Origin of the sequence: Saccharopolyspora sp. ASAGF58, from assembly GCF_012277335.1 — a bacterium.
Lineage (GTDB): Bacteria > Actinomycetota > Actinomycetes > Mycobacteriales > Pseudonocardiaceae > Saccharopolyspora > Saccharopolyspora hattusasensis.
In genome coordinates, this window is the sequence record NZ_CP040605.1 from 1,117,150 (window position 1) to 1,135,639 (window position 18,490).

Below are 18,490 nucleotides of genomic sequence, written 5' to 3' on the forward strand. Positions count from 1 at the left end.
GACCGGCACCGCCGCGGGACGGCGCCCACCCCGTTGGGTTTCCCCGACGCACGTGTTGGGTCCGCACCTGCGTCGAGGAACCCGCAGCGAGCAGGCGTCCGAGGTTCCGCTACCCGCACCGCCGCGCAGAAGGAGCCTGGAAGCAGCGGTTCACGGGTTGATGCCGGTGAGGACTGTGACGTGCTCCTCGGTGAGATCCGTCATCGCGGCCCGCACGCCTTCCCGGCCGACGCCCGACTCCTTCACCCCGCCGTAGGGCATCTGGTCGGCGCGGAAGCTCGGCACGTCGCCGATGATCACGCCGCCGACTTCCAGCTCCGACGACGCGCGGAAGGCCAGCTGCAGGTCGCGGGTGAACACCCCGGCCTGCAGGCCGTAGCGGGAGGCGTTGACCTTCTCGAACGCCTCGTCCACCGAGTCGACCGGCGCGATGACCAGCACCGGCCCGAAGACCTCCTCGCAGGAGACCTTCGCGTCCTCCGGCGCGTCGGCCAGCACCGTCGGCGCGTAGGTCGTGCCCTCGCGGGTGCCGCCGGTGAGCACCCGGGCGCCCGCCGCGACGGCTTCGCCGACCCACTGCTCGACCCGCTCCGCGGCCGCCAGGTCGATCAGCGGCCCGACCTTGGTAGCCGGGTCCTTCGGGTCCCCGGTGCCCTGCGCCTCGACGGCCTTGACCACGCGGGCGGTCAGGTCGTCGACGATGTCGCGGTGGGCGTAGACGCGCTGCACCGAAATGCAGGACTGGCCGCCCTGGTACACCGCGAAGGTGGCGATGCGCTCGGCGGCATAGTCGAGGTCCGCCCAGTCCGAGTTGACGATCACCGCGGCGTTGCCGCCGAGTTCGAGGGTGACGTGCTTGCGCGGGGCCGAGTCGCGGATGCCCCAGCCGACCGGCCCGGAACCGGTGAACGACACCACCGGCAGCCGCGGGTCCGCGACGAGCTCGGCGGCCTTCTCGTTGGTGGTCGTCACCACCGACCAGGACCCGGCGGGCAGTTCGGTCTCGGCCAGGATCTCGCCGAGCAGCAGCGCGGACAGCGGGGTCTTCGGTGCGGGCTTGAGCACGATCGGGGTGCCGACGGCGAGCGCCGGGGCGACCTTGTGTGCCACCAGGTTGAGCGGGAAGTTGAACGGCGAGATGCCGAGCACCGGGCCGCGCGGGATCCGGCGGATCAGCGCCATCCGGCCCGTCGCGCCCGCATCGGTGTCGAGCCGCTGCAGCTCGCCGGAGAAGCGGCGGGCTTCTTCCGCGCCCCAGCGGAAGGTGGAGACGGCGCGGGCGACCTCGCCTCGCGCCCAGGTGATCGGCTTGCCGTTCTCGGCGGTGATCAGCTGCGCGATCTCCTCGGCCCGCTCGGTGAGGCGGCGGCTCACGTGGTCCAGCGCCGCCGCGCGCGCGTGCGCGGGCAGTTCGGCGAACTCGCGGCGGACCGCGTGCGCGGCGGCGACGGCCCGCTCCACATCGGCGTCGGTGGCGTAGCACGTGGTGGCGACCGCCACGTCGTCGTAGGGATGACGCACCTCGAAGGTCGCGTCGCTGGTGACCCGCTCGCCAGCGACCCAGTACCCGGTGACCGATGACATCGGCTGCCTCCTGTCGATTTTCGTCCTCGCCGCGACGCTACGGCCGCGCCCCGAGCCACCGGCACTGCCAATCCGTCCACCGCCGCCCACGACCATGTCCAAACCGTCATCCCACCCCGCTCGGCTAGCGCAGCGTCGGCGGAAACCACGAAGGGACTCGTGAGTGCTCGTTCCGGCAAGAACCGGACTCAGCACTCACGAGCCTTGGGCGGGACGGCAGCAGGTCGCTGCCCCGGCGTTCGTCGTGGACCAGCACCGGCCCGGGCGCCGCCCGGGAGGTGGCCCCGTCACTCGCCGGGCCGGTCCAGGACCTGCAGCGCCAGCCAAAGCTCGGCGCGCACGCCGGGCTGGTCCAGGCCGCGCCCGAGCAGCTCCTCCACCTTGCGCACCCGGTTTCGCAGGGTGTGCCGGTGCACGCCCAGCCGGTTGGCCGCCGGATCCCACTGCCCGTGGTGCGCCAACCAGGTCTGCAACGACTCGATCAGCGTGTCGTGCCCGCGCAGCGGGGCGAGCAGGGCCTCGGCAAACGCCTGCGCATCGGTGCCGGGCACCAGGTTCAGCAGGCCGTATCCGGCGAGGTCTCCGAAGCGCACCGCGGTGCCGCTGCGCTTCGCCGCACGCGCCGCCTGCTGCGCCTGGCGGAGGCCTTCGGCGAGCCCGGCTACCTCGCACGGCTCGGACACGCCGACGGCCACGCCAGGCTGACCGGTGAGCCAATCGAGCGCGCCGCCATCGACGAGCCCCACCACGGAGTCTCCGTGTTCGGCCAGGTAGGCGGGGGCGCTCGGCTGGACCGCCGCCAGCCGGGTCAGCAGCTCGTCGCGGTCGCGGGCACCGGCCAGCGCCACCACCCGGAACGGCTCGGGCGGCAGCTCGGCGTGCAGATCGGGGAGCACGTCCTGCACCGGCTCGCCGCGGAGCATCAGGTCCAGGAACCCGGCACGCAGCCGACGGCGGGCAGTGGCGAGGGCCTCGACCTGTTCCAGCGCCAAGGTCAGCAGCGAGGCGGCCGAGTTGATCACGTGGTGGTCGGTGGTGGCGAACGGCCCGCCGCGGCCGACGGCCAGGAAGCCGCGCGCCCGGCCGCCCAGCGCCTGCATGCTCACTTCCTGATCGCCGAGCGAGAACCCGGCGGCGGCCAGGCCGCGCTTCGCGCGCACCTTCGCCACTTCCGGCTCCAGCTGCGGCAGCCGGGAACCGGCCGCCGCCGGGGCGCTGTGCAGGAGCCGGCCGCCGGCGTCGAGCAGCAGCACCCACGCGTCCAAGAGCGTCGCGAGCTTGCGGACCAGGGCGGCCACGCCGTTGGTGGTGCCGGCCGCCTGCGCGAGTTCGTGCTGGGCGCGGCTGGTGCGGCGCAGGCTCGCGTACTCGTCGGCCGCGACGGCGCGCGAAACGGCCTTACTGATCGCGATGAACGGCGTCGGGCGGGGCACTTCGAGCAGCGGCAGCCCGGCGGATTCCGCAGCTTTCACGAGCTCGGCAGGGATCTCCCGGTGGCTGAGCCCGACACCGAAACCCAGCCCCGCGACGCCGACCGCGGTGAGCCGCTCGACCAACCCCGCGCAGTCCTCCGGGCGCAGCGCCAGACCGGTCGTCAGCAGCAGTTCGCCGCCCTCCAGGAACGGTGCCGGATCCGCCAGCTCGCTGGTGTGCACCCACGCGATCGGGCGGTCGAGCTCCCGTGCACCGGCCCGCGCGGCAAGCCCCAGCTCGGCAGCGGCGACCAGGTCGCGCACCGTCAACGGCACCGGCCACCTCCTGACATTGTGTCGAATCCTGAAATCCGAGTTAACCAGATCGTCCCCTGTTCGGTTCGGGGTGCCGGGGTGACTCTGGTCGCAGGACGAATGCGACCGGAGCCTGCTCCAAGCGGAGATAACCGCTTGCGATGCGGGGCTCAATCTCACGCAGGCCACTTTCGAAACGGTTCTCAGGAGGTCCCCACCGTGACGGTTTCCCCGGCCCAGGCGGCACTGCCGCAGGCGCGCGTGCTGCGCACCGAAATCCCCGGCCCGAACTCCCGCGAACTCCAGCGGCGCCGAACCGCGGTGGTGTCGACCGGAGTGGCCAGCGTGCTGCCGGTCTTCATCGCCGAGGCGGCCGGCGGCGTGCTGCACGACGTCGACGGAAACTCGCTGATCGACCTCGGTTCGGGCATCGCCGTCACGAACGTCGGCAACGCCGCGCCGGAGGTCGCCGAGCCCGTGCGCCGCCAGGTCGGAGAGTTCACCCACACCTGCTTCATGGTGACGCCGTACGAGAACTACCTGCAGGTCTGCGAGGAACTCGCGGCGCTCACCCCGGGCGACCACGAGAAGCGCAGCGCGCTGTTCAACTCGGGCTCGGAAGCGGTGGAGAACGCCGTCAAGATCGCGCGGCGGGCCACCGGGCGGCAGGCGATCGTGGTGTTCGACCACGCCTACCACGGGCGCACCAACCTGACCATGGCGCTGACCGCGAAGTCCGTGCCGTACAAGCACGGTTTCGGCCCGTTCGCGCCGGAGATCTACCGGGTACCGATGTCGTACCCGGCGCGGGATTCGCGCACCGGCGAGCAGGTGGCGCGGGAGGCGATCGACCGGATCGAGAAGCAGCTCGGCGCCGACTCCGTCGCGGCCGTGCTGATCGAACCGATCCAGGGAGAAGGCGGATTCATCGAGCCAGCGGCCGGATTCCTGCCCGCGATCTCGCGGTGGTGCACCGACAACGGCGTGCTGTTCATCGCCGACGAAATCCAGACCGGCTTCTGCCGCACCGGCGCGTGGTTCGCCTGCGACCACGAGAACGTGGTCCCCGACCTGATCACCACGGCGAAGGGCATGGCCGGCGGCCTGCCGCTGGCCGCGGTGACGGGCCGCGCGGAGCTGATGGACGCGATGCCGCCGAGCAGCCTGGGCGGCACCTACGGCGGCAACCCGGTCGCGTGCGCGGCCGCGCTCGGCGCGATCCGCGCGATGCGCGAACGGGACCTGGCCACGGCCGCGCGTGACATCGGCGACCTGGTGTTTCCCCGCCTGCGTGAGCTCGCCGAGACCACCGACGCGATTCTCGACGTGCGCGGCCGGGGCGCCATGATCGGCATCGAGTTCGTCAAACCGGGCACCATCGATCCGGACCCCGAGGTGACCGCGAAGATCGCGAAGGCCTGCCACGCCCAGGGCGTCGTGATTCTCACCTGCGGCACCTACGGCAACGTGATCCGGCTGCTGCCGCCGCTGGTCATCGACCACGCCCTCCTCGAAGAAGGCCTGGCGGTCCTGGAAGAAGCCATCCGCGAGCACACGCGGCGATCGGCCGGGCCGGGGCGGTCTGCCGGGTAACAGCCGCCCGCGGCCCATCTTCCACGCAGGCCACGCGACGGAAGCGGGAACGCCAGCCGACGAATGTCCCGGCAGGAGCCGGCAGGAGCCAGCACAACCGCTCACGACCGCATGGGGAGCTCGGCCCGGTGCGCGCCGTTCGGGGGGGTTGGGCGGCGCGCACCGGGCCGTGCACGGGTCGGGGCTGGTTCATCCGGCCCCGGCCCGGGTCTTTCAGCGCAGCTGGTGCCGGGCGAAGAACTGCATGATGATCGGCGTCGCGTCGATGACCGCCGGCTCGTCGGAGTCCGGATTAGGATGCATGCTCGGCCAGTCGTGCCCAAGCTCCTCGATCTTGTAATGCACCACGTCGCCGCCGCGGCCGCACCCGGCCCACCGGCTGACCTGCACGCCGTTGCCCTCGTCTCGGACGATCGGCCCGTCGTGGCAGTCGTTGCGGTCGGCCCAGCCCGCCAGCCATTCGGGGATCGGCGGCAGGCCCTTGTCCGGGTTCCCGGGGTACGGGATCGTCGCGTCCGCGTTCCCGTGGAAGTCCAGGATCGGCGCCGCGCGCTCCGGCTCGCACGCGCCGCCCTGCGGGTAGAAGGCGCCGGACACCGGCGCGAACGCGGCGATGCGGCCGCTCATCCGGCAGGCGAGCACACCGGTGAAGCCACCGCCGTTGGACTTCCCGGCGGCGTAGATCCGCTTGGGATCGACGCAGAAGTCCCGCTGCAACTCGTCGAGCAGATCGCCGGTGAACAGCACGTCGTCGGCATCCGCCGAGTACGGCGCGCCCTGCCAAGCGGTTTCGCCGTCAGTGCCGACGAGCCCCTGCGGGTAGACCGCGATGGCGTCGGTGGCCGAGAACTCGGAGAGTTCCGCCTGGTACGCCGAGGTCCGCTTGTGGCCGTGGAAGGACAGCACCAGTGAGATCGGCGTGGCCTGCCGGTAGTTCTCCGGCACGTGCACCAGGTAGCTGCGGGTGATACCACCGGAGACGATCGTCCGGGTCTGCGAGTAGCCGGGCGCCACCGCGGACGCCTTACCACAGCCGGTGGACGGCACGGGGTGGTCGGTCACGCGAGCCGGTTCGGCCTGCGCGGGCAAGCCACCCAGCGTCATGGCCACGCCGACCGCGACCAGTAACCGTCCACTTCGGATCAAACGGGACGAGTGGCGGGCGAACACCCGCTTCGCGCGGCCAGGCACCATTGCCTCCCACCTCGATCAACTCGGGTGCAAGGATCATGGACCTCCGAAGCCCGCCGGTCAGCATTGCGTACATTGCGTTCACACGTCACGCGAAGGGCGCGGCGTTGCGCACCGCCCACTCGGTGAAGATGCGGGCAGCGAGCGAAGACCCGCTCGACGTCCGGACTCACCTGCTGCTCAGCGGCTTTCGGGCTCGCCCAGGATGCCGAGGGGGACTTCGAGGGAATTCTGGGCAAGGTCGAGCAAGCCCGCGCGAACTACGAAGCCGCGCAGCGGACCCGCCCCCGCCGGCAGCCCCGGCTGCGGCGCGTTTCAAACGGGCGGGGAGAGGCGCCCTTCACTTCAAAGCCCACCGCCATACGCTGCGCAGACGCTTTTTGTTCTGGTCACAGCGGGTCTTTAGACCCTGCTTAGTCTAGTACTTGGCCGGTGGTTGATCGGTAATCTATTTATGCTGGTGAGGGCTTTGCCCAGATCACGAACATGGACGCCTGATTAGCGAGAACCCCCGGCGCAAGCGGGCGCGCCGGGGTTCAGCTGCGGAGGGTTTCGACGCGGACGCCGACACTGGTCGATCAGGCGCGGAAGATCACGATGGCGGCCAGACTCGACATGAATCCGCCGCATTCTGGTCATATGTCAGGACGAGCCTGCTGTGCGTCTTGTCGATGGCAGGAGCGATGAGGTCGCCATCGGGTGTGTCGACTGGATAGGCGATCACCACAGGGCGCTGGTCTCGCGCTGAGGACCAGGCTCGGATCTCGTCGCACAGGTGCTCAACCAGCTCTGCGGCAGCTGGGCCGTGTCCGATCGCGCCCAGTTCCCAACGCGTCCCTTGATCGGTGTTCTGGCGTCGGGTTGTGAGGTATGCCAGCGATTCACCGTCGACCAGTGCCGGGGACCGCAGCGCGGCGATCGGGTCGCACCGTTCGGGTGAGACCTCGGGGAGAGCGTTGATTCGGCACGTACGTGCGTCGGTCACGGTGAGCCGCAGCCAGATTCCGTCATGCGGCTCATCCCCAGCGATCGTGACCGCGGACCAGGCTGTCGTTCGTGGCTGGTCGAGCACCCCGTGGAGCACTTCTGGGTCCACAGACTGATCACGATCCCAATGCAAGCTGACTGCCTTGTCCTCCGTGATGGGAGCGGTTCGCTCCCCCTCGTCATCGCCGACAAGGTAGACGAACCCGCACAGTTCCACGGAGTCCGAGACGAGGCATCCGTCCTGATAGCTGAAGGCAACGCTGCGAGCCTGCCCGCGCCACCGCAACGGCACCACCATGCGCCCACCTGGGGCGAGCTGATCCACCAAGATTCTGGGATATCCCACGGACTCACGGTGGCGATGAGCCGGTCATAGCGCGCGTGCTCGGGTACACCGGCCGCCCCATCCCCTGTGACGACACGGACACCGCCGTATCCGGCGGCTTCCAATCCACGCGACGCCTGGTCGGTCACGTCCGCATCGACGTCAATCGTCGTCACGTTCTCGGCAGCGCCGGTCAACTCCGACAGGAGCGCGGCGTTGTAGCCGGTGCCTGCTCCGATCTCCAGCACGCGGTCACCCGGTCGGACATCGAGCTGATCCAGCATCATCGCGACGACGAACGGAGCGGATGCGCAGGACAACGACGTCCCGTCCTCGAAGCGGTGTGTGATCACTGCTTTCCAGGGGTGGTAGGCGTCCTCGATGTCGGCTTCGGGGACGAACTCATGGCGCGGCACTTCGCGCAGGACGCGCTCTGAGGGGCCTCGAAGATCCCGGACAGGGACCCAATAGGGTTACCCTGCAAGGGAATCGAGGGAAGATCTAGTGGCACCACCGAGCAAGTACTCGCCAGAGTTCCGCGAAGAAGCGGTCCAGCTGGCCCTGGAATCCAGCAAATCGCACGTTCCATTTCCTTTGCCACCTGTGCCGGGATTTCGACGTGGGCGTCAAGTCGAAGATCAATGGCCAGGGGTACACGCACCGAATCCGCGATGTTCCGCATCCTGGCCACGATGCGCTCGCGTGCTTCCTCGGTTGGTGCGTCGTTGTGCGCCCTGATCTCTCCACGAATCTCCTCAAGCTCACGGACCAACGGCGCAACCGGGGACGTTTCGGCATTCACCTCCCGCAGCTTGCCCAGGATGTACCCGAATGGGTCTGTGATCGTGGACGGAGCGCGCAACGCGGTAAGCAGAAACCCGTTCCGCACCAACGAGATGAGCATCCCACGCGGATCTCCTGCACCTGGAAAGGAGCGGACAAGTCTGTCGGCCAGGACATCGAACCGGATCGGCGAAGTGGCCGCGTCCCGGACCTTCAACACCGCGCCGGATTTGCGGACGCTGATCTTGTCTTGGCCAGGCAGCTCCAGCCGCGCGCCGCGCAACTCAGTCGAGCTGTTGAAGATGACATCGAGTCGTCCTAACAGCTCCACGCAGCCTTCGAGGCGTTCGATCACCTGGTGCAGCCATCGGTTATCCGCGTGCGCTACCGGCCTGTGGCTCGCTCCCCACTGCGCCTTCGTCGTTGCTCCCACCGAGGCAGTGCTGACCCCGGCGAACATCCCGAACGGCGTCGACCGACCTGTGAATCGCAGTGCGTAGCGGACCACCGCCAGAGCCGCCCGTTGAACGTTCCGTGCCGAAACGCTCTCTTCGGCAAGGATGGACTCGGTCTGAGCGGCAAGAACGGGGCTCGCATGCCGGATTGCAGGAGCCAATCCAGGCAGAGTCCACGTCTGTCTCAGCCATTCCCGACACTCTTGCTCGTCAGCCGGATTGGGCCACCAGTGGGGTTCTGCAATCCCAGCTGCCGCCCTCAGCAGCCCGGTCCCGTGGTGTTGGTAGTCCTCTCGGGCAGGCATGCCCGCACCTCCGACGGATATAGCCTGGGGCCGGGTTCGTACCCGGCCCCAGGTCTGAGTCACCTCTGGGAGAGACAAGCCGATATCTCGCAGGTGTGCCCACAACCGTCGTCGGTCTGGCACGCTGCTTCCTGCGGTCGCACCTGCTCCGTCTCGACCTGAAGATCAAGGTCGAAGACGTCCTCCGAGGTGTCGCCAATAGCCTGCTGGGGGCCGAGAATGGCAGTCATCGCTCGCTTTACCTCCTTCCTATTCAACAATTGGTCTCACTGGTTTCCGCCGGGCATGGTACGGGTTTGCCCGGTGGTCTCTGGGGTTCATGCCGTGAGTTCGTCCTCCTGCTCGTTGGAGGGCCACTCGATCGGCTCAGGTTCCCGGAGCGCTAGGCACGTTGGCGCGTGAAAGCGCCGACTGGAAGCTCAAAAACTCGCGATCAGCGTTTGGATCAGTATCTTGCCAGCGACTGAGAAAATCACCGTGGTCCTCGCACGAAGGACAGGTGCCGGATTAGGCTGCGGGTTCCGGCTAGCTCGAACGCTTCAGCCAGCCCGAGCGCTATTGCCACACTGCGGTCGTGGCCTCCTTGGCACCCTAGCGCGACGGTGACCAACGGATTGCCTTGTTTCTCAGCGGCGGTGACCATCGGACCGAGGACATTGAGCAGGTCTTCAAACCAACTCCGCACATTCTCCTGCGCAAACACCCAGTCCTGCACCGGCTTGTCCAGCCCGGACAAGTCGTGCAGTTCCGGACGATGCACGGATTGGGAATCCACCGCACATCAACCGCGAGGTTCGCCGGCGGGACCGGCGTGCGGTTGAAGCCCCACGTGAGCACCTGCAACACAGTCATCCGATCACCCGCCAGACCCCGGAGACCCAGCCGTTGAAATCGGCCATCATGTAGTAAACGGCCTGGTCAATGCTTCCGTACCGCATTCGTGCTTCCACGACCGGAATCGCAAGTAAGACCCCAGTGATGAGAATAGCGAGTGTTTTGACGCGCACAGTTCCCCTACAGCATATTCTTGTACGTATCCAATTTTTCGCGGCATGGCCAAATGTTTCCGTGAAGCCGCTTTATTTGCTCGATGATGTCCTCGTATGTGGTTGCCACATACCCGATTTCGTCGTTTTGGCTGCCCTGCGTCGTCTGGATCAGCGAGTGCAGCGCTTCCGAAAGGTGGTCAGCGGCCTGTGCCAGGGCTTGCTGGGTGTCCTGCGCCAGTTGATCGGCGGTGGTGATACCTGCCTGGATGTCTCCCACGGCCGACACGTGCTACATCCGGCCCGCGTAGCTCTCGGTAGTGGAAACCAGCGCCTGCTGCGCCTCGTCGAACACCAGGTTCGTGTGCTGACGGGCGGTGCCCTCCTGCATTTTCTTGTTGGCCTGCGCAATTCTTGCACGGACCTCTTCCATTCCTGGCATCGGTTTTCTTTCTGTTGTGGTGCGGACCGACGGTGCCCCGGCGCGCGGAGTCCGGTTGCGGCGCGTCTGCCGCGCGTCGAACCTCACCAGCCACCAAAGGTGAGTCGGCCGGGTGGCTGACGCGCGCCGGGGCCCTGGGAGCTGGCCGGGCAGTTGGAACGTCACTCGACCTGCCCTGCCAGCGGGTTACAGTTGCGGCCCGACCCCTGGCCAGTGCGCCACGCAGTTCGAGTCGTAGTAGGGCGTCATGTCCTCGCCGCTGTCTTCCTGGTCGTCGGTTTCGGGCTCGGGGTTGTCCGGCATCAGTCGCCTCCTTTCGATGTCCACAGTGGTCACTGGACCCGCAGCGTCGTTGAGGCGGAGGGTTGGAACCCGCCGGGGTGATGCACCGAGGGGCGGCGCACCATCCCGGACGGGGACGGCTCGGTGCCGGTCGGGGGTCACGACACCGAGCCGGGTCTACAGGCGTTGCAGGGCGTCAAGAAGCCGCCGAAGCATCCCGGGGTGGCGGGCCAACGCCTCGCGATCGCCGACCGGTAGACCGGACTCGACCACCGGCAGAAACCGGGTTTCCTCGACAGCGAGCGCATCGGCCAAGTCCCCGCGCAGCTGCACCGTCCGCGGCTCCCGCAAGCAGTGCCGACCGCCGCTGGTCTCTGCCTCGACCCGCGCAACCAGGTGCGCCACCGTCAGCGCACCTTCACCGCCACCAGCGTGCCGTGCTGGCGCGTAGTAGAACGTCGCCGACAGCGCCAACGCGCCGACACAGAGCAGCCCAGCCGCGATCCACGCCGCGATCACGTTCCCACCTCGTTTCGGGCCATCGGCCTTACCTCGGTCTGATTGAGGGGCGGCAGGCGGCGCGCGGAGCCTGGGAGTCTCGCCAGCTCCGTTGTGCTCGACGCTGCGCCGCCCGCCCCATGTGCCCGCCCCCAAAGCCGTCGTCACCGGCCGACGGCTTTGCCGTGCTAGGGGCGGGGAAGGTCACTGGGCAGTGCTCAAAATCGCATCGTGAGCGCGAAATAGAGCACGCATAAATGAAAAAGAAGCAAAGCACCGGACGCCCACGCGACGAGAATTCTCAGCAGACCCCGCAGCCCTGCGGCTATGACGCATCCGCCGACCGAGGCGGTGATGCCGTATACCGCGAGGGCGGCTGCGGTGAGCGCCAACGCAAACCGTTCGGCGCCGCCGCGATTCATTCGGTCCAAAGCACCGCCAACGAACCTGCTGGCCTCGACCCAGCCCAGGATTCCCAGCAGCACCAGCGGCCAGCCGATGACCTGGGCACCCGCACGGAGCCATACCGCGCTTTGAGTGCTGCTTGCCTTTTCAGGCATGCTCACGCGGCCCCGCCTTGTGACGAGCGGTTTGAACGGCGGCGATGTGCACGCCGAGCGCGAGGTACAGCTTTTGCGCCTGGGTCTCGTCGAGCAACCGCTCCTCTGGGCCGACCCGCAGCCACACCGCCGTTGAGGCGTGACTGACCACGACGTCGCAGTCTCGCGAGGCTCGATCACGACACGGCACTGTCGTTAGCGTTGTCATGCTTTCCTCCCTGGAAACGGCCGGGATGCCAGACGGGGCACGGCACCCCGGCCGAGGTTTGGACCTTCCCGCGCCGCGACGGACCAGAAGACGACGCGGGGAGGCTGCTCGGCCGGCGGCTGCGCCTCGGCACCCTGTGAGGTCCGACCGGAACCACCAGCCGAGCGGTCGTGGAAGCTCAGATCCGCCCCTAACTGGTCAGTTCCGGCGCTTCCCTTGAGCGCAAGGTTATGGATCAATCACACGGTGTGACTGGTACTGAACTGGTACTCGTACACTCGGGATGGCCTGATGTAGATCAGCCCCGTGGAAGGGGAACAACATGAGCGCGACCACCCCCGACATCGGCCAGCGCATCGCCACCGCGCGCAAGCTCGCTGGCCTGACCCAGTTCCAACTCGCCGAGAAAGCGAATTACTCCGAGGCGATGGTGCAGGCCGTTGAGCAGGGCAAGAAGCCAGCAAGCCCCCGGTTTATCGCCTCGGCGGCCAAGGCGTTGAGCATCGAGCCGGAGCTTCTGACCGGGCAGCCGTACCACTTCGACAACGAGAAGCCGCTGGAGGGACTTCCCGAGCTGCGGGCGCTGATCGCCGAGGGGACGGAAGTGATCGTCGCGCCACCAGCACCGCTGAGCGAACTCGAAGCCGACCTGGCGCAGATCTCGAAGTGGTACTGGGACGACAAGGGCGCGAAGTCGCTCGCGGCGATCCCAACGTTCCTACGGCAGGTCTACGGCGCGGCGCACGCGGCGAACTCGGTCCACGACAGGGGGCGGGCCTACACTCTGCTGTCCGCCGGGTGGGCTCAGGCCGAGCAGTTGAGTCGCCGGTTCGGGGCACTGACTCTCTCGGTGCCATGCCTGGACCGACTGGACGCGGTGGCCCAGCACGCCGACGACCCGGTGTACGCAGCAAAGGCCACACAGAAGCGGGCACGGGTGCTCATGTACTACGGCACGTTCGACTCCGGCCGTGCCGCTCGGTCCGCTGAACGCCTGGCGGAGCTGCCGGACAGCGAGCCGATCCTGGCGGCGCGAGGCTCGGCGCATCTATGCACCGCGATCGTCGCGGCGCGCGGCGGGGATCGGCCGACCGCCCGGGCCCATCTTCGGGAGGCGCGCGAACTCGGCGCGCGGGTTGGGCACGAGTCGCCACACTACGGTACAAAGTTCGGACCGGGGAACGTGACCATCCACGAGGTCGCAGTGGCGCTGGAGGCGGGCGACCCAGAGCAGGCCGCACGCCTCGGCTCGTCGACCCGGCTCCCGGCCGACGTCTCCAGTCCGCGGCTTGCCCACCACTGGCAGGACGTGGCGCGGGCGTGGCTGCTGTCGGGTGATCCGGCACGATCGCTGCAAGCGCTGAACATGGCGCGGAAGGTGGCACCCCAGCAGACGCGACGGCACCCGCAGGTGCGCGAGACGGTACGCATGATCGCTGAGGCCGAGCGGCGGAGGACCGACAGCCTGACCGCGTTTACCAGTTGGCTTGGAACCCCTGCGTAGGCATCTTGTCCACACGTGCCCGCTGCAACGGGTGTGACGGTCAGCAAGCACAGCTCACATCATTGGCGCACAAAGAAAATCCCCGGTCTGTCCAACTTGGCCAGACCGGGGATTCTTGGTCCCTTACGGAATGATCGCCATAGGGGGAGCGTAGGAGTGCTGTCAGGGCAGCGGGTCATCCCCTCTTTGCCAGACTGATGTGAGACACCTCGTGTGAGTGCGGGGTTCCTGACCGAGGGCGGGATCGGAGATCCTGGTGCACGTGTCCACACCATCTGACAAGCAGCCCGACCCGTCACCGCTGGCGGGTCCGGGCGACCCACGGGCCTCAGTCCTTGGTAGACCGAGTACGGCCGGAACTCATACCGGATGTGGGAGCGTGCCGCGGCCCAGTCCAGCAGCCGTTGGAAGCCGGAGACGCGCTCGACGCGGTCGAGGTGGCCGGAGTCGATGAGATCGCCGACGGTACGGGTGTAGGTCTCGCCGTCGATCTCCACCGTTTCGCCGGGGGCGTTTTCCAAGGCGTCGAAGATGACGGTGGCCGGAAGGTTCAGTTGCTCGGCGGCGTGGGCGGTGAGGGCGAAGACGGTGAGCACTGTGACTACGGTGCCCAGGTGAGGTGTGCCGTTGAGCTGGGCCGCGGTGGTGACCCGTAGCCGCTGCCGCCCGCGGGCGGCAGAACGCAGCAGGTCGGTGTTGTCACGGGTGAGGTGCGCGATCCCCACCGGAGCAAAAATCAGTTCGTTTGGTGTCGGCTGGTTCGTAGTGCTGATCGCGGGCATGGTGTCTTCCTTCCGATGTAGATCCACACGGCGGTGAAATCGGGATCGGGGATCCGGATCCGTTTGAGCAGCAGCAGGTGCACTCCAGCGCGGGTAGCGGCGGTGGTGTAGAGCTGCCTGGTCAGCTCGACTCGGCTCGGGGCGTGGCGGGCGACCCAGTTCGCTCCACCTACCCACCCGCCGGGTGCCAGCAGGCGGTGAATGTGGGCGAAGCTGGTTGTGAAGTGGTTGGCGTCGCGGCACAAACCGAGCAAGCCGAACTGGGTGACCAGGTTGAATGACTGTCCGATGAGCCTCGGGTCCGTCGGTGGCAGGCTCGAGAGAAAGTCGGCTTGGATGAGCGCGGTCAGGGATCGGCAGCGTGCTTCGAAGGCATCTGGGTCGGTGCGTCCGCATAATTCCAGTGCGGTGACGTGGATACCTCGTGGCTGGGCGGTGGTAACGAACTGCCGGAGGATCTCCAGGCGCTGTGTGTCGATGTCGACCGCGACGAGGCGCTGGGCGCGCAGGGCGGTGGCCCATAGCATCGATTCGGATCCGCACCCGAGATCAGCCCATGTCGTCACGGGCGGGATCTGCATCAATGCCGCGAGGATGTCCTCGGTGCCGAGGCCGAAGCGGAACTGCTCGGCGTAGTAGCGCCGCCAGTACTCCTGTGCTCCCGCCACGGTTCCTTCGCTGTTCACGGCTTAGCCCCGGCCGCAGCCAGAACCTCGGACATCCCGTCCTGGCCGGGCAGGAATCGCACACGACCGAATCCCGCAGTGGTAAACGCATCGCGGAGGTCGGCGGCGTTGAACAGCGCCAACTCGATGGCCGTGGCGTGCAGGCTGGACCCTGCCGGGCTGCGGTAGTCGAACTGGATCTGCAGCCGTTCGCCGTGGCGGTGCTGGCGTCGGCGCCGTAGCACCGCCCCGCCGGCCTGCTCGGGGTGAAACCACCGGTCGGCGAACCACACGCCGTGCTGACGGGCGGGGTCGTAGAAGCCCGCCGTGTCGACTCCGCCGCCAGGGTGGACACAGGCCACCTGCGCCAGCACCACCGCCCAGGGCGCGACAGCGGCCCGTAACACCATGAGCAGCTCGACAAGAGCGGTTTGGCACGCAAGTTGGTTGAGCGCGGCGTTCGGGACGACGATCAGGCCCACGCTGGTCAGATCCGGTGGCTGCTGGACATAAGCCAGGTGGCGGCGTGTTTTCTCATCAGATAGGCCACTGTGCACGGCGTTTTCCGTGGCGGCGGCGAGCATCGCGGCACTGGCATCCACGAGGGTCACCGCCAGTGCTGACCGGGCGTAGTCGGCAAGGAAATGACCAGCGCCACATGGGATTTCCGCGACATGATCGACCGCTGGGAGCAAGCCGCGCAACAGCCGTGGGCGTGCGAGGTGCGCTGTCTCGGCGCGGGCGAACGCGGCTCGCCGCTGGTAGGACTCGATGACGGCCTCGGTGCCGGTGCCGGTGCCGGTAGTGGTCACGAGGCGACTCCGAAGTACGCGGCGTGTTCGCGGCAGACCGGGTGCACCAGCTCCCCGTCGTGGGCGATTCGCGCCGTCGCCACCGCGGGGTCGGCGTCACCGAAAAGGACGACCCGGGCCAGACGTACCAGGTAGGGCAGAGCGTTGGTCGTGTACGCCTGGGTCGCGGTCACCGGCACCAGCGCGGGGAGCGCGTCGAGTTTGATGTGCAGCACCCCGTGGACCACGCGCGGTGGTTCACCGGGCTCCTGCACCCCTCCGGCGGTCGGCAGGTAGCCGTCGCCGTAACCACAGGTGGCGTCAACGATGACCGAGCCGGGTTTCATGTCCTGCAGGTCCGCTTCGCTGATCATCGACGGGGTGTCGAAAGTGGACACCAGGATTGCGCCGATGACCAGATCAGCCTGGGAGATCAGTTCCCGGCGAATCCGTGCGGTGTTGACCGCTACCCGTACCCCGGTGGGGGCGTGCGGCCGGTATTCATCCGCCGATCCTTCGCACCGAGTCAGCACGGTCACCCTGGCACCTAAAGCGGCGGCGGTGCGTGCGGCGGCCGAGCCGACGTTGCCGGAGCCGATCACGACCACCGTGGCCGGACGGCGCCTGCGACCTCGGCGAGAAGGACACCGCGCCCGCTGAATTCCTGGAGCGCCTGCGCGCCGCGTAGAGCGGCTTGGATCCCGGCGATCTGCCCGCCCGGGGCGGCCAGCGGGAACCGACCGTGCTCGGCAAGGAACTCGTAGCTGTAGGCCGAGATCTTGCTGTCCATGAGTGCGGAGAGCATGGCAGGGTTGCTACGCGACAAGATCATCCACACCGGCCCTGACCAGCAGCGAAACGTGACGAGACCGTTTGGAGTGAAAGGTGCCCTTCACCCCGGAAGAATCAGCCTTCGGCGGCGAGTTGGCCGCAGGCCGCCGCGATCTCCTGGCCTCGGGTGTCCCGGACCGTGCACGGGACACCCGCTTCACGAACCCGGCGGACGAACTCCCGCTCCACCGGCTTCGGGCTGGCGTCCCACTTGCTGCCCGGCGTCGGGTTCAGCGGGATCAGGTTGACGTGCGCGAACGGCCCGAGGTGGCGGTGCAGCAGCTTGCCGAGGAGATCCGCGCGCCACGGCTGGTCGTTGATGTCGCGGATCAGCGCATACTCGATCGACACCCGGCGCCCGGTGTGGTCGGCGTAGCCGCGGGCCGCCTCCAGCACCTCCGCGACCTTCCAGCGGTTGTTCACCGGCACCAGCGTGTCGCGCAGCTCGTCGTCCGGGGTGTGCAGCGACACCGCGAGCGTGACGTGCAGGTTCTCCGCGGTCATCTTCTTGATGGCGGGCGCCAGCCCGACCGTGGACACGGTGACGGACCGCTGTGAGAGGCCCAGTCCCTCCGGCGCCGGGTCGCAGATCCGGTGCACCGCGTTGATCACCCGCCGGTAGTTGGCCAGCGGCTCACCCATGCCCATGAACACGACGTTGGACAGCCGACCGGGCCCGCCCTGGACCTCGCCGTCGCGCATCGCCGCCGCGGCAGAACGCACCTGGTCGACGATCTCCGCGGTCGACAGGTTGCGCTGCAGCCCGCCCTGCCCGGTGGCGCAGAACGGGCACGCCATCCCGCAGCCGGCCTGGCTCGAAATGCACACGGTCGCGCGGTCCGGGTACCGCATCAGCACGCTTTCCAGCAGCGTGCCGTCGTGCGCGCGCCAGAGCGTCTTGCGGGTGGTGCCGTCATCGGTGTTCAGGTGCCGGACCGGGTTCAGCAGCGGCGGCAGCAGGTGCTCGGCGAGCTTCGCGCGGCTGGCCGCCGGGATGTCGGTCATCGACTCGACGTCGGCGTTGAGCCTGCCGAAGTAGTGGTGCGCGAGCTGCTTGGCGCGGAACGGCTTCTCCCCCAGCTCGGTCACCGCGGCGCGCCGTTCGTCGGCGGAGAGATCGGCGAGGTGCCGCGGCGGCATGCCACGGCGCGGGGCATCGAAGACGAGCGGAAGGGAAGTCGCAGACATAGCGCCCACCAGTGTCCCACGGCGCGGAACGACCTTGGCGGCCGGGCGATGCCATGCGGACACGCGAGGCACACGCTTCGTTCATCGGCTGGCGGTCGCCCGTATCGTGAAAGTATGACGAGTATGGCCGAGCGCCCCTCGCCGTCCGTCGAGGACTACCTGCGGGCGATCTACGGGCTCAGCGAACGGGGCGTGCCCGTCACGAACGCCACCCTGACCCAGCGGCTCGGCCTGAGCCCTTCGTCGGTGTCCGGGATGATCAACAAGCTGGCGCAGCTCGGCCTGGTCACCCACGTCCGCTACCGCAGCGTCGAGCTGACCCCGGAGGGCCGCCGGCTGGCCTGCGACGTGCTGCGCCGGCACCGGCTGATCGAGCTGTTCCTGGTCGTGGAGCTCGACTACAGCTGGGACGAGGTGCACCGGGAGGCCGACGCGCTGGAGCACGCGGTGTCCGACGAACTGGTCGCGCACATCGCCGCCAAGCTCGGCAACCCCACCCGTGATCCGCACGGCGACCCGATCCCGACTGCCGAAGGCACCGTGGAGAAACCCGCGACGCTGCTGCTGGACCAGGTCGAGCCCGGCACGATCGGCACCATCGCGCGGGTTTGGGACACCGATTCGGAGCTGCTTCGCTACCTCACCGAACACAGCATGACACTGGGCTCGCGGATCGAGATCGTGGAGCGCAAGCCCTTCGGCGGGCCGCTGGTGGTGCGCGTCGGCGAGCCGCCGCAGGACGAAACCCACTTCGTGGGCAACGAGATCGCGGCGGCGCTATCGATCAGCGTGCACCGGTGACC

20 protein-coding genes and 1 pseudogene are annotated in these 18,490 nt (G+C 68.2%); 3 read left to right on the forward strand and 18 right to left on the reverse strand.

The window, feature by feature from the left end:
* Positions 1 to 150: 150 nt before the first annotated feature.
* Together FDZ84_RS04970 and FDZ84_RS04975 are read right to left on the reverse strand one after the other, a co-directional pair.
* Complete coding sequence (locus FDZ84_RS04970; protein WP_168584918.1) at positions 151 to 1,584, reverse strand: aldehyde dehydrogenase family protein; 1,434 nt, start codon at positions 1,582 to 1,584, stop codon at positions 151 to 153.
* Between the two features lie 287 nt (positions 1,585 to 1,871).
* The gene (locus FDZ84_RS04975) at positions 1,872 to 3,332 is read right to left on the reverse strand and encodes a PucR family transcriptional regulator (RefSeq protein ID WP_168584919.1); all 1,461 of its coding nucleotides are present in this window, start codon (positions 3,330 to 3,332) and stop codon (positions 1,872 to 1,874) included.
* A 198-nt stretch (positions 3,333 to 3,530) separates the two neighbouring features.
* Between FDZ84_RS04975 and gabT the strand changes: the two genes are divergently transcribed.
* Positions 3,531 to 4,904, forward strand: coding sequence for a 4-aminobutyrate--2-oxoglutarate transaminase (gene gabT / locus FDZ84_RS04980; protein WP_168584920.1), 1,374 nt, complete (start codon positions 3,531 to 3,533; stop codon positions 4,902 to 4,904).
* Between the two features lie 213 nt (positions 4,905 to 5,117).
* Here the strand turns inward: gabT and FDZ84_RS04985 are convergent, their stop codons facing one another.
* The 10 genes and pseudogenes from FDZ84_RS04985 to FDZ84_RS05030 form a co-directional block, all read right to left on the reverse strand.
* Complete coding sequence (locus FDZ84_RS04985; protein WP_371812783.1) at positions 5,118 to 6,098, reverse strand: PHB depolymerase family esterase; 981 nt, start codon at positions 6,096 to 6,098, stop codon at positions 5,118 to 5,120.
* A gap of 589 nt (positions 6,099 to 6,687) precedes the next feature.
* Positions 6,688 to 7,823: pseudogene (gene fxlM, locus FDZ84_RS40510) on the reverse strand (methyltransferase, FxLD system).
* Positions 7,757 to 8,950 carry a lantibiotic dehydratase gene (locus FDZ84_RS04995; RefSeq protein WP_246868805.1) on the reverse strand — a complete coding sequence of 398 codons (1,194 nt, stop codon included), beginning with the start codon at positions 8,948 to 8,950 and terminating at the stop codon, positions 7,757 to 7,759. The pseudogene fxlM and the gene FDZ84_RS04995 overlap by 67 nt, the downstream one beginning before the upstream one ends.
* A gap of 59 nt (positions 8,951 to 9,009) precedes the next feature.
* Positions 9,010 to 9,180, reverse strand: coding sequence for an FxLD family lanthipeptide (locus FDZ84_RS05000; protein ID WP_168584922.1), 171 nt, complete (start codon positions 9,178 to 9,180; stop codon positions 9,010 to 9,012).
* A 242-nt stretch (positions 9,181 to 9,422) separates the two neighbouring features.
* Positions 9,423 to 9,710: an RNase adapter RapZ gene (locus FDZ84_RS05005; protein WP_168584923.1), complete on the reverse strand. Its 288-nt coding sequence runs from the start codon at positions 9,708 to 9,710 to the stop codon at positions 9,423 to 9,425.
* Positions 9,711 to 9,964: 254 nt separating this feature from the next.
* Complete coding sequence (locus FDZ84_RS05010; protein ID WP_168584924.1) at positions 9,965 to 10,216, reverse strand: hypothetical protein; 252 nt, start codon at positions 10,214 to 10,216, stop codon at positions 9,965 to 9,967.
* 12 nt (positions 10,217 to 10,228) lie between these two features.
* Entirely contained in the window at positions 10,229 to 10,378 is a 150-nt protein-coding gene (locus FDZ84_RS05015) for a hypothetical protein (RefSeq protein WP_168584925.1), read from the reverse strand.
* A 459-nt stretch (positions 10,379 to 10,837) separates the two neighbouring features.
* Positions 10,838 to 11,179 carry a hypothetical protein gene (locus FDZ84_RS05020; RefSeq protein ID WP_168584926.1) on the reverse strand — a complete coding sequence of 114 codons (342 nt, stop codon included), beginning with the start codon at positions 11,177 to 11,179 and terminating at the stop codon, positions 10,838 to 10,840.
* A gap of 197 nt (positions 11,180 to 11,376) precedes the next feature.
* Positions 11,377 to 11,724, reverse strand: coding sequence for a hypothetical protein (locus FDZ84_RS05025; RefSeq protein ID WP_168584927.1), 348 nt, complete (start codon positions 11,722 to 11,724; stop codon positions 11,377 to 11,379).
* Positions 11,711 to 11,926, reverse strand: a complete 216-nt coding sequence (locus FDZ84_RS05030) for a hypothetical protein (protein WP_168584928.1) — start codon at positions 11,924 to 11,926, stop codon at positions 11,711 to 11,713. The genes FDZ84_RS05025 and FDZ84_RS05030 overlap by 14 nt, the downstream gene beginning before the upstream one ends.
* A 322-nt stretch (positions 11,927 to 12,248) precedes the next feature.
* On the opposite strand from FDZ84_RS05030, the gene FDZ84_RS05035 reads away from it, so the two are divergent.
* On the forward strand, positions 12,249 to 13,430 hold the full coding sequence (locus tag FDZ84_RS05035; RefSeq protein WP_168584929.1) for a helix-turn-helix domain-containing protein: 1,182 nt from the start codon (positions 12,249 to 12,251) through the stop codon (positions 13,428 to 13,430).
* A 59-nt stretch (positions 13,431 to 13,489) separates the two neighbouring features.
* Here the strand turns inward: FDZ84_RS05035 and FDZ84_RS38565 are convergent, their stop codons facing one another.
* The 6 genes from FDZ84_RS38565 to rlmN form a co-directional block, all read right to left on the reverse strand.
* The gene (locus FDZ84_RS38565; RefSeq protein ID WP_246868806.1) at positions 13,490 to 14,212 is read right to left on the reverse strand and encodes a hypothetical protein; all 723 of its coding nucleotides are present in this window, start codon (positions 14,210 to 14,212) and stop codon (positions 13,490 to 13,492) included.
* Positions 14,167 to 14,880, reverse strand: a complete 714-nt coding sequence (locus FDZ84_RS05045; protein WP_246868807.1) for a class I SAM-dependent methyltransferase — start codon at positions 14,878 to 14,880, stop codon at positions 14,167 to 14,169. Before FDZ84_RS05045 ends, FDZ84_RS38565 begins: the two co-directional genes overlap by 46 nt.
* A 14-nt stretch (positions 14,881 to 14,894) precedes the next feature.
* Positions 14,895 to 15,689, reverse strand: coding sequence for a methyltransferase domain-containing protein (locus tag FDZ84_RS05050; RefSeq protein ID WP_168584931.1), 795 nt, complete (start codon positions 15,687 to 15,689; stop codon positions 14,895 to 14,897).
* The gene (locus FDZ84_RS05055) at positions 15,686 to 16,276 is read right to left on the reverse strand and encodes an NAD(P)-dependent oxidoreductase (RefSeq protein WP_371812784.1); all 591 of its coding nucleotides are present in this window, start codon (positions 16,274 to 16,276) and stop codon (positions 15,686 to 15,688) included. Before FDZ84_RS05055 ends, FDZ84_RS05050 begins: the two co-directional genes overlap by 4 nt.
* Positions 16,267 to 16,473 carry a hypothetical protein gene (locus tag FDZ84_RS38570; RefSeq protein ID WP_246868809.1) on the reverse strand — a complete coding sequence of 69 codons (207 nt, stop codon included), beginning with the start codon at positions 16,471 to 16,473 and terminating at the stop codon, positions 16,267 to 16,269. Before FDZ84_RS38570 ends, FDZ84_RS05055 begins: the two co-directional genes overlap by 10 nt.
* A gap of 101 nt (positions 16,474 to 16,574) precedes the next feature.
* Positions 16,575 to 17,687, reverse strand: coding sequence for a 23S rRNA (adenine(2503)-C(2))-methyltransferase RlmN (gene rlmN, locus FDZ84_RS05060; protein WP_168584932.1), 1,113 nt, complete (start codon positions 17,685 to 17,687; stop codon positions 16,575 to 16,577).
* A 123-nt stretch (positions 17,688 to 17,810) separates the two neighbouring features.
* Here rlmN and FDZ84_RS05065 point away from each other — a divergent pair, with 123 nt between their 5' ends.
* Entirely contained in the window at positions 17,811 to 18,488 is a 678-nt protein-coding gene (locus tag FDZ84_RS05065) for a metal-dependent transcriptional regulator (RefSeq protein ID WP_371812785.1), read from the forward strand.
* Positions 18,489 to 18,490: the final 2 nt, after the last annotated feature.